General features: G+C 70.0%; 13 protein-coding genes. 2 read left to right on the top strand and 11 right to left on the bottom strand.

All coding sequences use genetic code 11. The features are described 5' to 3' along the window. Positions 1–95: 95 nt before the first annotated feature. From BSP109_RS03580 to rimP, 9 genes are all read right to left on the bottom strand, one after another. On the bottom strand, positions 96–581 hold the full coding sequence (locus tag BSP109_RS03580; protein ID WP_087008238.1) for a hypothetical protein: 486 nt from the start codon (positions 579–581) through the stop codon (positions 96–98). Further along, positions 581–1,279 (bottom strand): helix-turn-helix domain-containing protein, encoded by a 699-nt coding sequence (locus BSP109_RS03585; RefSeq protein WP_180951822.1) that lies wholly within the window; start codon positions 1,277–1,279, stop codon positions 581–583. Before BSP109_RS03585 ends, BSP109_RS03580 begins: the two co-directional genes overlap by 1 nt. Positions 1,280–1,389: 110 nt before the next feature. Then, positions 1,390–2,343, bottom strand: a complete 954-nt coding sequence (gene truB / locus BSP109_RS03590; RefSeq protein ID WP_101599398.1) for a tRNA pseudouridine(55) synthase TruB — start codon at positions 2,341–2,343, stop codon at positions 1,390–1,392. Between the two features lie 11 nt (positions 2,344–2,354). Then, positions 2,355–3,299: a ligand-binding protein SH3 gene (locus BSP109_RS17650; protein ID WP_101599399.1), complete on the bottom strand. Its 945-nt coding sequence runs from the start codon at positions 3,297–3,299 to the stop codon at positions 2,355–2,357. Positions 3,300–3,489: 190 nt separating this feature from the next. After that, positions 3,490–3,960, bottom strand: coding sequence for a 30S ribosome-binding factor RbfA (gene rbfA, locus BSP109_RS03600; protein ID WP_101599400.1), 471 nt, complete (start codon positions 3,958–3,960; stop codon positions 3,490–3,492). 100 nt (positions 3,961–4,060) lie between these two features. Continuing rightward, positions 4,061–6,949 carry a translation initiation factor IF-2 gene (gene infB / locus BSP109_RS03605; protein WP_101599401.1) on the bottom strand — a complete coding sequence of 963 codons (2,889 nt, stop codon included), beginning with the start codon at positions 6,947–6,949 and terminating at the stop codon, positions 4,061–4,063. A 109-nt stretch (positions 6,950–7,058) separates the two neighbouring features. Beyond that, the gene (locus BSP109_RS17950; RefSeq protein ID WP_087008457.1) at positions 7,059–7,364 is read right to left on the bottom strand and encodes a YlxR family protein; all 306 of its coding nucleotides are present in this window, start codon (positions 7,362–7,364) and stop codon (positions 7,059–7,061) included. An 89-nt stretch (positions 7,365–7,453) separates the two neighbouring features. After that, positions 7,454–8,413 carry a transcription termination factor NusA gene (nusA, locus tag BSP109_RS03615; protein WP_087008229.1) on the bottom strand — a complete coding sequence of 320 codons (960 nt, stop codon included), beginning with the start codon at positions 8,411–8,413 and terminating at the stop codon, positions 7,454–7,456. Between the two features lie 123 nt (positions 8,414–8,536). Next, positions 8,537–9,019: a ribosome maturation factor RimP gene (gene rimP, locus BSP109_RS03620; protein ID WP_101599402.1), complete on the bottom strand. Its 483-nt coding sequence runs from the start codon at positions 9,017–9,019 to the stop codon at positions 8,537–8,539. Between the two features lie 79 nt (positions 9,020–9,098). Here rimP and BSP109_RS03625 point away from each other — a divergent pair, with 79 nt between their 5' ends. Both BSP109_RS03625 and BSP109_RS03630 read left to right on the top strand, forming a co-directional pair. After that, entirely contained in the window at positions 9,099–10,091 is a 993-nt protein-coding gene (locus BSP109_RS03625; protein ID WP_146001075.1) for a hypothetical protein, read from the top strand. After that, positions 10,088–11,107 carry an aminoglycoside phosphotransferase family protein gene (locus tag BSP109_RS03630; protein WP_101599404.1) on the top strand — a complete coding sequence of 340 codons (1,020 nt, stop codon included), beginning with the start codon at positions 10,088–10,090 and terminating at the stop codon, positions 11,105–11,107. The genes BSP109_RS03625 and BSP109_RS03630 overlap by 4 nt, the downstream gene beginning before the upstream one ends. Before the next feature lie 3 nt (positions 11,108–11,110). Here BSP109_RS03630 and BSP109_RS03635 read toward each other — a convergent pair whose 3' ends face one another. Then, the gene (locus BSP109_RS03635; protein ID WP_101599405.1) at positions 11,111–11,923 is read right to left on the bottom strand and encodes a TSUP family transporter; all 813 of its coding nucleotides are present in this window, start codon (positions 11,921–11,923) and stop codon (positions 11,111–11,113) included. Next, on the bottom strand, positions 11,920–13,752 hold the full coding sequence (locus BSP109_RS03640; RefSeq protein WP_101599406.1) for a proline--tRNA ligase: 1,833 nt from the start codon (positions 13,750–13,752) through the stop codon (positions 11,920–11,922). The genes BSP109_RS03635 and BSP109_RS03640 overlap by 4 nt, the downstream gene beginning before the upstream one ends. Positions 13,753–13,845 lie beyond the last annotated feature (93 nt).

Here is a 13,845-nt window from a genome sequence, read left to right on the forward strand (position 1 = left end):
GTGAGCTCGGTTCAGTGCGGACCGCGCCGGCGACCGGCGCGGAGACGTCGCCTCCGCACATGCGCGAGGCACCCGGTCCAGGGTAGCGCAGGGTCTCACCCGACGAGCGCGCGGCCGATGACGCCGATGGCCAGCGCGACTCCGAGCGACGCCAGCGAGCCGATGATGAACCGTTCCCCGGCCGTGGGGCTGCGGAGGAGCTCCGGGACTCGCCCCAGCCCCTTGATCGCGACGACCACGGCGAGGATCGACGGCTCCCCCAGAGCGATCCCTCCTGCGACGAACCCCCGCTCCAGCAGTCCGATCCACAGCCCTCCGCGCAGGAGCCCGTCGTCGTCGACATCGGCGGCAGGCTCGACCTCGTCAGCGACAGTGGGCCGCCCGACGGTCTCGACATCCTCCGCGACCGCCTCCTCTGCGACCGCGCAGTCCTCTGCGACGTCCGCCTCAGCGTGCGCAGCCCGCGCGCGGTCCCGGCCGCCGGCCACCCGGAGCACCAGCCGCGTGAGCGGCCAGCCCAGCAGCGCGGCGACGATCCCGACCCCGAGCGCCGCGATGGTCGTGACGACGTCTCCGCCCATCACAGCTCCTCCTCCGCTCCACGAGTCGTGGCGGCTGTCATGCTCACGCCCGTGGGACACAGCTCGAGAGTGCGGGCGAGCAGGCGCGCCGCCGTGCGCAGGCCCTCGTCGACCGTGACCGCGTCGTGCGTGCGCAGGGCCTTCGAGACGGCCTGACGGGTGATGCCCAGCTGATCCGCGAGCTGCGCCTGCGTGGCATCCGGAGCCGCACGCGCCGCGTCGATGACTCGCCATCCGGCGTCGGTCCGCTCGTCGATGACGATCGAGAGCAGGCGGAGCACTGTCTGCGCGTCGCGCGCCGCAGCGCTCGCATCGCTGCCGCGGCTCTCGCTTTGGGAACTCTGGGAACTCTGGGACGCATCATCGACCGAGGGCGACACACGCACGGCGACCCGATCAGGATGTCCCTTCGCCTCGTCGACGGCGTCCCGCGCTCCGAGGAACGGCCCCCCGCGCGAGGCTCTGCTCGAGTCGGCGAGCTCCACATCGTGACCGATCCCGATGCCCACCCTCCACCGCCCGTCGCGGACGATGGCCTCCCACGCGTCGACGACCGCACGAGGGTCCTCGAGGACTGCCTGGACCTCGTCGCCCGCGGTGCGCTCGAAGGGAAGCCGCACCGGCACGCCCTGCAGAGTCGCCAGCAGCGCCGGCACAGCGTCTGCGTGAGCCCGGGAATCGACCTGGTCGACGGTCATGACGAACATGCTCCCAGTGAAGCGCAGATCACAGCTCGTGTCAATCTTTTTCGGTTGCATCGTAAAATGCAACTACATTAAGTTGCTTCCAGCCTCAGCGGGCGGCGTACTCAGGCAGGGAAGACGACTCTGGACTTGAACGAATCGTCGCGCCGATCGAGCACGGCCACCAGTTCGCCATGCTCCCCTCTCTCTGCACCGCTGATCGCGGCGTACGGCTCCGGAGCCGCGGGAGCGCTGAACGCGGACTGTGCGAGGAACCGACCCTGCCGCAGCTGCACGGCCTGCTCGGCGGACACCTCGATGGTCGGCAGCAGTGCGGCCGCGGCGGCGGCCGGCGTGATGAGCTCCGGAACCGGAGCATGCGCGTCGAAGTCGGGGACGGTGAGCGCCTCGTCGATCGGGAAGTCGCCGACGCGCGTGCGACGGAGTGCGGTGAGGTGGCCGAAGGCGCCGAGCGCATCGCCGAGGTCCCGCGCCAGCGCGCGGACATAGGTCCCGGATGAGCAGTCGACGACGACGTCGACGTCCACGACACCGTGCTCAGCCCCGTCCTCGGCGACGGCAGTCGAGCTGCGGAGAGCGGAGACGACGTCGAAACGGGAGACCGTCACGGGGCGGGCGTCGAGCTCGACGTCTTCGCCGGCCCGCACACGGGCGTAGGCCCTGCGGCCGTCCACCTTGATGGCCGACACGGCGCTGGGCCGCTGCAGGATGTCTCCGCGCAGGGACCCGAGGGCGCCCTCGATCCGCTCAAGATCCAGTGCTGCCAGGCGGTCGGCCTGGGCGAAGCGGTCCGGGGCGGAATCGGCGTCGTCGGTGGGCGTCGACGCGCCCAGCCGGATGGTGGCGGTGTAGGTCTTGCCGAGGCCCACGGCGAATGTGAGAAGCCGGGTGGAGGGCCCGACCCCGACGACCAGGACGCCCGTGGCCATCGGGTCGAGCGTGCCCGCATGCCCGACCTTGCGCGTCCCCAGCCACTTCCTGACGCGGGAGACGACACGGTGGCTCGACCATCCGGCGGGCTTGTCGAGCAGCAGGAACCCGTTCGGCGCAGCGGCCACGGCAGGCCGGATCAGTTCACCGAGACGTGGACGTGGTCGTAGTGGTTGGCGGTGACCGAACCGCGGTCCTCCATCGCACGACCGGACCAGCCCGTGTAGGAGGCGTAGATCTTCTGCTCCCAGATCACGTACTTGACGTTGAGCTTGTCCTTGTTCTGGATCAGGTAGTCCTTGATGGAGTCGCCCGTCGAACCGGAGATCATGATGTCGACGGCGTTGCCGCTGTTGTGATCCGAGCCCGGATCGGCACGGCGCCCGCCGTACGAAGAGACCTCGGGGAATTCGGCGCACACCGCGCGGTACGCCGCGGTGCCGCCAGGAGTGAGACCGGATTCGATCTCCGACGATACGGAGCAGGGCGCCTCGGACACTCCGCCCCCGGAGCCTCCGGACCCGGAGGAATCAGACTCGGAGGATTCGGACCCAGAACCCGATTCTGCGTCTGCACCGGCGCTGCCGTCCGCCGAGCTCACGCTGCGGTCAGCCGACGGCGAGCTCGGGGTCGGCGTGGGTGTCGGGACGGCGGTCATGCTCGAATCGCCGCCACCGCCGTACCGGTCGTCGTCCTTGAGGGACTCGGCGTAGTCCTCGCGCTCGCGATCGAGGTCCTCCTGCTGCTCCTCCTCAGAGGGAGCCGAGGCCTCCGCGTCGGCCGACTGCGTGTCGACGTCGCTCACCTGCGCGGTGTCCTCAGCAGTGACGGTCCCGCCGGACTCCGCCTGACCCATGGCGAAGGTCGAGGCGACGATGCCGACGGTCGCGGCGGCGGGGAGGGCGATCGCGGCGACCATGGGACGCTGGCGAACCGTGTGGAGGACACCCGTTGCGGTCATCTCCCGGTCCTGTGCGGGGCCGCCGTGCCTGCCCTGGGGCTTGCGGTGCAGCGTTGCCACCGCGCCCGCGAAATCGCGTGCGGTCGTGACCCAGGACTGCTGAGGTGTCGAGTGCTTACCCAATCGGATGTTCCTTCACAGATTCGTGATCGTTCCGTTACCTCGAGCAAGTGTACTCATCTCACGGGCGAGCACAAGTCTTCCCGTGAAACGCCTGGTCACACGCGTGGAGGGCGGCCTCTGCGGCCGCCCTCCACGGGTGTGATCTTCTGTAACGTGACCGTGACAGTCACGGTCGAACCATCAGTTCGAGTCAGTCATGAGACCGATCCTGCGCACCGGACTCCGCGTCCGATGCCTCCTCGTCCGGACCGCGACGATACGGGTCGGGGTCCCCCACGGGGTCAGCATCACGCGCCAGTTCCGCGATCTCCGCGTCACGGGCCTTCGCCCGTGCCAGGAGCTCATCGAGCTCTGCCGCAGCGGCGGGGACCGCGTCAGCCACGAACTCGATCGTCGGAGTCAGACGGATCGTCAGGCCCTTGCCGACCTCAGAGCGGATGAGCCCGCGGGCCGATTCGAGTGCGGCGCGGGTCGCCTCGAGGTCCGTGTCCGTCCCGAACACCGTGTAGAAGACGGTGGCGTTCTGGAGATCACCCGTCAGTCGGACGTCGGTCACCGTCACGAAGCCGAGCCGCGGGTCCTTGACCCGCTTCTCGAGCGTACTGGCAACGATCACCTTGATCCGGTCGGCGACCTTCCGTGCTCGTGTCGAATCTGCCATGGGGGCTCCCTGTCATGGATGGATGTGTGCGAGGACGCCCGCGGGCGGCTGCGATGACGCGGTCTGCGCTCCCGCAGCCGCCCCCGGACGGTCATGCGAGTCAGTCGCGCGGCTTCTCGCGCATCTCGAATGTCTCGATGAGGTCGCCCTCGCGGACGTTGTTGAAGCTGCCCAGGCCGATACCGCATTCGAAGCCCTCGCGGACCTCGGTGGCATCGTCCTTGAACCGTCGCAGCGATTCGATCGTGAGGTTGTCGCCCACGACCACGCCATCGCGCGTGAGACGCGCCTTGGCGTTCCGCTTGATGGTCCCGTCCCTGACGATGGAACCGGCGATATTGCCCCACTTGGACGAGCGGAAGACCTCGCGGATCTCCGCGGAGCCCGTGTGGGCCTCCTCGAACTCCGGCTTGAGCATGCCCTTGAGCGAGCCCTCGATGTCGTCGATCGCGTCGTAGATCACCGAGTAGTACCGGACGTCGACGCCCTCGGCCTCTGCCAGGTCGCGCGCCTTCGCCTCCGGGCGGACGTTGAAGCCGACGACGATCGCGTTGTCGACCGTCGCGAGGTTGATGTCGTTCTCCGTGATCGCACCGACACCGCGGTGGATGATCCGGATGTCGACATCGTCGCCCACGTCGATCTTGAGGAGCGAGTCCTCGAGTGCTTCGACCGCACCGGACACATCGCCCTTGAGGATGAGGTTGAGCATGTCGACCTTGCCCTCTTCGAGCGCCTGCGTGAACGATTCGAGGCTGATCCGCTTCCGGCTGCGTGCCTGCTGAGCGTTCCGCTCGATCGCATCGCGCTTCTCCGCGATCTGTCGAGCAGTCCGGTCATCGCCAGTCGCGAGGAACGTATCGCCGGCGCGCGGCACGGACGACAGGCCGAGCACCTGCACGGGGCGGGACGGACCCGCCTCCTCGACCAGGTTGCCGTTCTCGTCGAACATCGCACGGACGCGTCCGTGCGCGGTGCCGCAGACGATGGCATCGCCCTGACGCAGAGTGCCGGAGTCGACGAGCACGGTCGCGACGGCGCCGCGGCCCTTGTCGAGCTTGGCCTCGATCGCGATGCCCTGTGCACGACGGTTCGGGTTCGCCTCGAGCACGAGTGCCGCATCCGTCGTGAGGAGCACGGATTCGAGCAGCTTGTCGATGCCCTCGCGCTTGAGTGCGGAGATCGGGACGAACATCGTCTCGCCGCCGTACTCCTCCGCCACGAGGTTGTACTCGGTCAGCTGCTGCATGACCTTCTGCGGGTTGGCGCCCTCCTTGTCGACCTTGTTCACCGCCACCACGATCGGCACATCGGCCGCCTGCGCGTGGTTCAGCGCCTCGATCGTCTGCGGCATGACGCCGTCGTCCGCTGCGACCACGAGGATCGCGACGTCCGTCGCCTTCGCACCGCGGGCTCGCATCGCCGTGAACGCTTCGTGGCCCGGGGTGTCCAGGAACGTGATCGCACGCTCCGCGCCCTCGTGCTCGACGTTCACCTGGTACGCACCGATGTGCTGTGTGATGCCGCCGGCCTCGCCGCCGGCCACGTTGGCGGACCGCACCGCGTCGAGCGTCTTGGTCTTGCCGTGGTCGACGTGGCCCATGACGGTGACGACCGGCGGGCGGGGGCGCATGTCCTCTTCGTCGCCCTCCTCCGTCAGATCGATGTCGAAGGTCTCGAGGAGCTCGCGGTCCTCGTCCTCCGGGGACACCATCTCGATCTTGTAGCCGAGCTCGTCCGCGAGGACACCGAAGGTGGCCTCATCGAGCGACGCGGTGATCGTCGCCATCTCGCCCAGGTGGAAGAGGATCGTGACGAGGTTCGTCGGATCGGTGTTGATCTTGTCCGCGAAGTCCGCGAGCGACGAACCGCGGCGCAGGCGCAGCGGCGTGCTGCCGTCTCCGCGAGGGACCGAGACGCCGCCGACCGACGGAGCCTGCATCTGCTCGAGCTCTGCGCGCTTCGCCCGCTTCGACTTGCGTCCGCGTGCCGGACGTCCACCGCCGCGGCCGAATGCGCCCTGCGTATTGCCGCGACCGCGACCGGAGCCGCGACCGGGAGGGCCGCCACCGGGACGCCCCCTGTTCGCCGGTGCTCCGGGGGCACCGCCCGGCGCGCCGCCGGGACCGCCGCCGGGTCGGCCCCGACCGCCGGTGCCGGGCTTGGCGAGTGCCGAGTTCTTGAGCATCCCCGGGTTGGGGCGCGGAACTCCGGGGCGGGGTCCGCCGCCGCCGGGCTTCGGCGCTGCGCCGGGACGAGGTCCCGCAGCGCCGGCACCGGGCTTGGGGCCCGGCTTCGCACCCGGCTTGGGCATGCCCTGGGACGGAGCGAACGGATTGTTGCCAGGACGGCCGCCGCCGGCACCGCGCGGAGCACGGGGCCCCGGCTTGGGGCCTGGCTTCGCGCCCGGCTTGGGCATGCCCTGGGACGGAGCGAACGGATTGTTGCCGGGACGGCCGCCGCCGGGCTTCGGCGATGCGGAGTCCTGCTCAGCCGCCGGCGCCTCGGGAGCGGGCTTGGGACCCGGCTTCGCAGCGGGACCCGGCTTCGCGGCCGGTGCGGCGACGGGATCCGTCTTCTCCGCAGGTGCCTCGCTCTGCGCGGGGGCAGCCGGCTCTGCAACCGGTGCGGGTTTCGCAGCGGGCGCGTTCTTGGCCGCCGGCGCGGGCTTGGTCGCGCCGGGCTTCGGAGCGGAACCGGGCTTCGGCGCGGGTGCCTTGGGGCCGGGCTTCGCAGCCGGTGCCGGCTTCGCGGCTCCGGGCTTCGGAGCGGCACCCGGCTTGGGCGCCGATGCCTTCGTCTCCGACTTCGCGGAATCGGCGGTCCTGCCCTGCGCCTCGTACGCCTCTGTCAGGCGACGGACGATCGGGGCTTCGACCGTGGATGATGCGGAGCGGACGTATTCGCCCATCTCCTGAAGTGTGCTGAGCACTTCCTTGCTTGTTGTGCCGAGCTGCTTCGCAAGCTCATGGACACGGGGCTTGGCCACTTTTCTCCTGTCCGGGTCCTCCCGGGCAGGAAGGACCGCATCAGGGTCGTGCAGTCCTCATCTCACTGCTCACGACCGTTGTTTCGAGTCATCATCGGGCGACACTCATCTACACGGAATCCATCCGAGATACCTGCTTCCTGTGGTCCCATCCCTCGTCGCACGGCAGGTCCGGACCGGGTGCACCGGGTGACCTGAGCGCCGTGGCGAAGGCTCTCTTCGCGCGTGCCTTCTTCCAGCACGCGGCCGAATCATGGATCCATGCGCCCCGTCCGGGGAGCACGCGATCCGCGTCGACGACGATTCGGGGTTCGTCCGTCCCGCGCACGACCATCCGCAGGAGCTGCGTCTGGGGGGCGCGACGGCGGCAGGCGATGCACATCCGGGTCGGTACCCGGTGGGACTGCACTGCCATCGACACCAGAGCAGTCTACAGCACCGAGGCCTGGGCCCCTGCTCGCGCACGTGTGTCGTGCGCGACGGGCGGGCGTGCGGTGAGCGCCGTCAGCCTGCGACGATGTCGATCTTCCAGTTGGTGAGGCGCGCGGCCAGTCGGGCGTTCTGGCCCTCCTTGCCGATCGCGAGCGACAGCTGGTCCGCGGGGACCGTGGCCCGTGCGGATCGCTGCGCGGCGTCCAGCACCTCGACGCTCTTCACCTTCGCGGGCGAGAGTGCCTGTGCGATGAAGGCGGCGGGGTCCGTGGACCAGTCGACGATGTCGATCTTCTCCTGGCCGAGCTCAGCCATGACGGAGCGGACGCGCGATCCGAGTTCGCCGATGCACGCGCCCTTGGCGTTGACGCCCGCCGCCGTGGCATGGACCGCCATCTTCGTGCGGTGCCCGGCCTCCCGCGCCAGCGCCGTGATCTCCACGGTCCCGTCCGCGATCTCCGGCGCCTCGTGCGCGAAGAGTCGGCGCACCAGGTCGGGGTGGCTGCGCGACACGGTGATCGCGGGGCCCCTCGTCCCCTTCCGCACGTCGACGATCAGCACGCGGATGCGTTCGCCGTGGTCGTAGCTCTCGCCCGGCACCTGCTCGTGCGGCGGGAGGACGCCTTCGACGTCGCCCAGATCCACCTGCACCATCTGCGGATCCCGTCCCTGCTGGATGCGACCGGAGACCAGCTCCCCCTCGCGATCCTTGAATGACCCCAGCACGGAATCATCCGCGACATCGCGCAGACGCTGGTGGATGACGTTGCGGGCGGTCATCGCCGCGATGCGGCCGAAGTCCTCCGGAGTGTCGTCGAACTCACCGATCGGGATGTCGTCGTTGTCGAACTCCACCGCCCAGATGGTTGCCGTGCCCGTCTTCGTGTCGATCTGGGCACGGGCGTCCTGCCATGCTCCCGGCGTGCGCTGATAGGCCAGCAGCAGCGCCTGTTCGATGAGCTCGACGAGGGTATCGAACGGGATCTCCTTGTCCGTTTCGATCATCCTCAGGGCGCTGAGGTCGATGTCCATCTCTTCCCGTCCTTCTCAGTGGTGCGCTCAGTGGTGCTGCGCGGCGCGGCGTGTCCCGGGATGTCCGCCCCGCACTGCAGGGCCCGTCCCGGGCTCACCACTATAGGCGAACGTCCGCCCCGGTCAGCGCAGGGAGACGACGACTCGGGCCGCCGCGACCTCCGCGAAGGGGATCCGATCGCCGTCCCGGACGCCGTCCAGCACGATCCCGGCTGCGTCCGCGTCCGTGAGGACGCCCTCGACGGTCTCGCCGCTGTTCGGGGCCCCTTCCTCCGCCCGGAGTTCCGCGTGCACGCGCCGTCCACGGGCGCGCCGGAAGTGACGGGGCTCGGTCAGCGGACGCTCGGCGCCCGGGGAAGTGACCTCGAGCGTGTAAGGGTGCTCTCCCCAGACCTCGATCCCGTCGAGGACCTCGGAGACCGTGCGGGTCGCCTCCGTGACCGTGTCGAACGGCACGGGATCCGAGTGATCCGCATCGAGGTCGATGACGACGGTGAGCGTCCGATGCCGACCGGCGGCGTGGGCGCGGACCTCCTCGACGACCAGCCCCGCCTCGGCGAGTGGACCCGCGAGCTCGTCGCGGATGCTGTCTGTGTGGAGTGCCATGTATCCCTTTCGCGTGCGTTCGGGCGACCCGTCGGACGCCTCCACGGAAGCCTAGCGACCTGCGGCTACGATTGTCCCCATGCGCAGGCGAGGGAGTGTTCGAGGACCCATTCGTCGAACGGTGCTCGTCGCGGCCCTCGGCCTCGTCTCAGCGGGCGCCACCGGCTGCGGGATCCGCCTCGATCGGGATCCGCGGATGCCCGACCTCTCCCCCGTGGACGTGCTGCGCGACGCTGTGGCGCGCACGCTCGCGGCCACGGAGGCGGACGACGAGGCGGCAGACGCGATCACTGCGTTCGCCGCCGCGGTCGGACCTCCGTGGAACCCGCCCGAGGGCCTCGCCGAACCGGTGCCGCCGCCCAATCCGGAACCCTCCCCGCTCACCGCGGCGGACGGGCTCGCCGATGCGGCCCGGCGCTTCGTCGACGCCTCGCCCGGACTGGGCCGCGGCACGGACCTCACCGCCGTGGTCCTCGCGGATGTGGCCGCAGGTGCCCTGCTGCACCTCAGCGATCTGGACCCCGAGGCCGCGGGATCGATCCGCGACGACCTCGCCGGTGCGGTGCGGACCGCGCTCGACGGTGGGCGCACCGATGGCGACGCGACCGGCGCACCCGTCGACCCGAGCGGATCCTCGTCCGCCGCCGACGGCGCGGGAGTGCACCCGCTCGTCGCCCTCATCACCGCGGCGCACATAGCGGAGTACGTGTACGAGCGGGCGTCGGTGCACCTGCCCGCCGACGCGCCCGCGCGGCAGGAGTCGCACTCCAGGATCGCGGGGCTCAGCGGGATCACGGCGATCGCACCGTCGCTCGCGGAGAACGTGTCCGTCCCCTCCAGCTCCCCCGCCTGGGACGTGGCCGAACCGCCCGAGGACGCTCAGACCGCGCTCGCGGCGATCCGCGACGCGGAGGACTCCCTGGTCGGGCGGCTGTGGAGCGCACGCAGCACCGTTCCGCCCGCGGTCTTCCTGTCGTGGTTGGACGACAGCGCACGCGCGCGCCGCCGCGCCGACGGCTTCCAGGACCTGCGCTTCGAGGTCACCCAGCGGACTCCCGAGGAGGACGGATGAGAGTTCCGAACGTGCTGTATGAGACGGCGCGGGAGATCAACGGGGAGCATCACACCCACGCGTGGACCCGGGCGCTCGACTTCATGGTCATCGAGCTCGTCGATCGCTGGGGCCTCACCCTCGACCCGCAGCCCACGAGTCCGTGGGCTGGCTGCGAATCGCTGGTCCTCCCCGTCCTGACCCAGGAGCGTCGCCCCGCGATCATCCGCTTCGCGGCGCCGAACGTGGACAACCCGCGCGTCCACGCGCAGATCCTCGACGCGCTCCGCGCGTGGAACGGTCGCGGGGCCGTGCAGGTGCTGGCGGATGACTCGAGCTTCCGGGCGACGCTCCAGGAGCGGCTGCGGACGGAGACGAACCTCTCAGCACTCCCCCTGGACCAGGTGCCGGCGACGTGGGGGCAGCTCGCCCAGGCGCTGCGGGTGCCCGGGGTGCCGGGTCTGGTCCGCGTCCAGGACATCGCCGCAGGGTGGCTCGATCGCTTCGAGACCGACTCCGCCCTGCTAAGGGAATTCCCCGACTTCACCTTGGCGGACTGGTCCGTCGTGAACGCTGCGCGGATGTGGATCGAACGGCTCGCACGCTCGGAGGAGTCGTGGCTGCTCCACGCGGACCTCCACTACTACAACATCCTCGCCGGGCACCCCGACACCTCGGGGATCGCGACGTGGAAGGCCATCGACCCGCAGCCGCTCACCGGGCCCGCCGAATACATGATCGCGCCCCTCCTCTGGAACCGGATGGCGGAGATCCCCGCGGTGGACCCGGAGGGGCAGGCCGCGTGGCTGCGCGAGTTCGCCGCGGAGCTGTGCAGATGTGCAGCCGTCGACCCCGCGCTGGGCGTCGGCGCCGCCGTCGCACGCGAGGTGGAGAACATGTTCTGGTACCTGCGCTCCGCACTGGGCGGCACGCAGAAGGCCTGGGGCGATGCGGCCCGTTCGCTGTGGGTCGCCCGAGCGCTCTCGCACGTCAGCGTGCACGGCGTGAGTGCCCACCGGCTCAAGCCGCTGGGCTGAGCCTCAGCGCCCGAGTGCCCCGGAGAGCATGGACCATCCCATGCTCAGCACCATCGCACCCACGACCACGATGAAGACGACGCGGACGAACCCGCTGCCCAGGCGGATCGCCGTCCGCGCTCCGATGTAGCCGCCCGTCAGGTTGCCCAGCGCCATCGCCAGGCCCAGGGACCACACGACGTGGCCTGCGGGGATGAAGAACAGCAGCGCACCGAGGTTCGTGGACCAGTTGATGACCTTGCTCGAGGCGGACGCCTGCAGGAAGCTGAAGCCGATCAGTGCGACGAAGCCGATCACGAGGAATGACCCCGTCCCCGGCCCGAGCGCGCCGTCGTAGACACCGACGAAGAAGCCCAGCGCCCATGCCAAGGTGTGGTGGGCCGCGGAGTCCGGCGGGAACCGCAGACGCGCCTCAGCCCCCAGGCTGGGCTTCATGAGTGTGAAGACCGCGACTGCCACGAGCACGGCGAGGATCGCCGGGCGCAGCACCGCCTCGGGCATGAGCGCGGCGAGCATCGCGCCCAGCACCGATCCGACGAGCGCGAGGCCCGCGGCGGGGAATGTCGCGGACCGATCCGGGGTGACGCGTCGCAGGTACGTCAGGGACGAGACCGTCGTCCCGGCGATCGACCCCACCTTGTTGGTCGCGAGTGCCTGGACGGCGGTGATCCCGGGCACCAGCAGCAGCGCGGGGAGCTGGACGAGGCCTCCGCCTCCCACCACCGCATCGATCCACCCGGCGAGCAGTCCGACGGCGAACAGGAGCAGGATGAGCCCCAGCGTCACCTCGATGGCCGAGCCTGCCGCAGCGGTCACACGAGGTAGGTGGTGCGGGAATCGCCGACGAGCGCGTAGCCGGCGTCGACCTGGTCCACGACCGCCGCGACCGCGTCTGCGACAGCGACGTCAGCGGACGTGCCGTCTGCACGATTCCGCAGCTCGACGTTCCCGTCCTTGAGACCACGGCCCACCACGAGGACCGTGGGGATCCCCAGGAGCTCCGCATCGCCGAACTTCACACCCGGGCTCGTCTTGGGCCTGTCGTCGAGCAGCACGCGGAGGCCGCGGGTCTCGAGCTCAGCGGTCAGTGCTTCTGCGGTCTCGAAGATCGAGGCGTCCTTGCCGGTGGCGACGATGTGGACATCCGCGGGCGCGAGGTGCTGCGGCCAGATGAGACCGCGGTCGTCGTGGTACTCCTCCGCGATGCACGCCATGACGCGGGACACGCCCACACCGTAGGAGCCCATCGTCACGACGCGGGACTTGCCGTTCTCGTCGAGGACCGTCAGCCCCAGCGCCTCGGCGTACTTGCGGCCCAGCTTGAAGACCTGGCCGATCTCCACACCGCGGGCGAGCTCCAGCGGACCGGAGCCGTCCGGTGCCTCGTCGCCGGGACGGATCTCAGAGGCCTCGATCGTGCCGTCCGCCACGAAGTCGCGTCCGAAGACGAGGTCGAAGACATGGTGCCCGTGCTGGTTCGCACCGGTGACCCACCGGGTACCGTCCGCGATCCGCGGATCGACGAGGTAGCGGAGACCTGACGCGCCCTCGAGTCCCAGGAAGGGCTCCTCCAGCGAGATTCCGGGTCCGATGTAGCCCTTGACCAGCTGAGGCAGGCCCGCGAGGTCGGCCTCGGTCGCGGGCTCCACGGCGATCTCGCCGTCGCCCAGTCGTCCCGTGCCCTCGGCGCGGTCCAGGTCGACGTCGCGGTCGCCTGGCAGACCGATGACCATCACCTCGCGCTCACCGTTCGCATGGGTGACCGCGACGACGACGTTCTTCAGCGTGTCTGCAGCGGTCCAGGGCCGATCCTCGCGCGGCTGCTGCGCGTTGGCCGCGTCGACGAGCGTTGCGATCGTCGGAGTGTCCGGGGTCGGCTCGATGTGCGCCTGCGGGGTGTCCGTCCAGGCGACGGGCTCCGGAGCCACCGTCGTGACGGCTTCGACGTTCGCCGCGTAGCCGCCCGCGGTGCGCACATAGGTGTCCTCGCCGACGGCGGACGGGTAGAGGAACTCCTCTGTGCCGGCGCCGCCCATAGCACCCGGAGTCGCCTCGACGATCACATACGGCAGGCGCAGCCGGTCGTAGATGCGGACGTACGCCTCCCGCATCGCCTGGTAGGACGCGTCGAGGCCCTCGTCATCGAGGTCGAAGGAGTACGCGTCCTTCATGATGAATTCGCGACCGCGCAGCAGACCCGCACGCGGGCGGGCCTCATCGCGGTACTTCGTCTGGATCTGGTAGAGGCTGAGCGGCAGGTCCTTGTAGGAGCCGTAGAGGTCCTTGACGAGAAGCGTGAAGACCTCTTCATGGGTGGGCGCGAGCAGGTAGTCGCCCTCCCTGCGGTCCTTGAGCTCGAAGAGGAGGTCGCCGAACGCCTCCCAGCGGCCCGATGCCTTGTACGGCTCCGCCGGAAGCAGCGCGGGGAAGTGCACCTCCTGCGATCCCGCCCGCTCGATCTCCTGCCGCACGACCGTCTCGATGCGCCGCAGCACTGCGAGGCCCAGCGGCAGCCACGTGTAGATGCCCGGAGCGGAGCGGCGGATGTAGCCGGCGCGGTGGAGGAGCTTGTGGCTCGCGACCTCGGCGTCTGCCGGGTCCTCCTTGAGAGAACGCACAAACAGACTGGACATGCGCAGGGGCACAGGCACTCCTCGAAGGACGGATCGACGACGGGACGGACGCTGGAACTCTATCACCGGGCCGGTGACCGGACCGAGGAATCGCAGAGCCCCCGT

Origin of the sequence: Brevibacterium sp. Mu109, from assembly GCF_900169375.1 — a bacterium.
Lineage (GTDB): Bacteria > Actinomycetota > Actinomycetes > Actinomycetales > Brevibacteriaceae > Brevibacterium > Brevibacterium yomogidense_A.

Excerpts from the sequence above, each read along its gene's own strand:
- BSP109_RS03625 (WP_146001075.1), top strand. The coding sequence starts at position 9,099 with ATGCGCAGGCGAGGGAGTGTTCGAGGACCCATTCGTCGAACGGTGCTC.
- BSP109_RS03585 (WP_180951822.1), bottom strand. The coding sequence starts at position 1,279 with ATGACCGTCGACCAGGTCGATTCCCGGGCTCACGCAGACGCTGTGCCG.
- rbfA (WP_101599400.1), bottom strand. The coding sequence starts at position 3,960 with ATGGCAGATTCGACACGAGCACGGAAGGTCGCCGACCGGATCAAGGTG.
- nusA (WP_087008229.1), bottom strand. The coding sequence starts at position 8,413 with ATGGACATCGACCTCAGCGCCCTGAGGATGATCGAAACGGACAAGGAG.
- BSP109_RS03630 (WP_101599404.1), top strand. The coding sequence starts at position 10,088 with ATGAGAGTTCCGAACGTGCTGTATGAGACGGCGCGGGAGATCAACGGG.
- rimP (WP_101599402.1), bottom strand. The coding sequence starts at position 9,019 with ATGGCACTCCACACAGACAGCATCCGCGACGAGCTCGCGGGTCCACTC.
- BSP109_RS17950 (WP_087008457.1), bottom strand. The coding sequence starts at position 7,364 with ATGGCAGTGCAGTCCCACCGGGTACCGACCCGGATGTGCATCGCCTGC.
- BSP109_RS03580 (WP_087008238.1), bottom strand. The coding sequence starts at position 581 with ATGGGCGGAGACGTCGTCACGACCATCGCGGCGCTCGGGGTCGGGATC.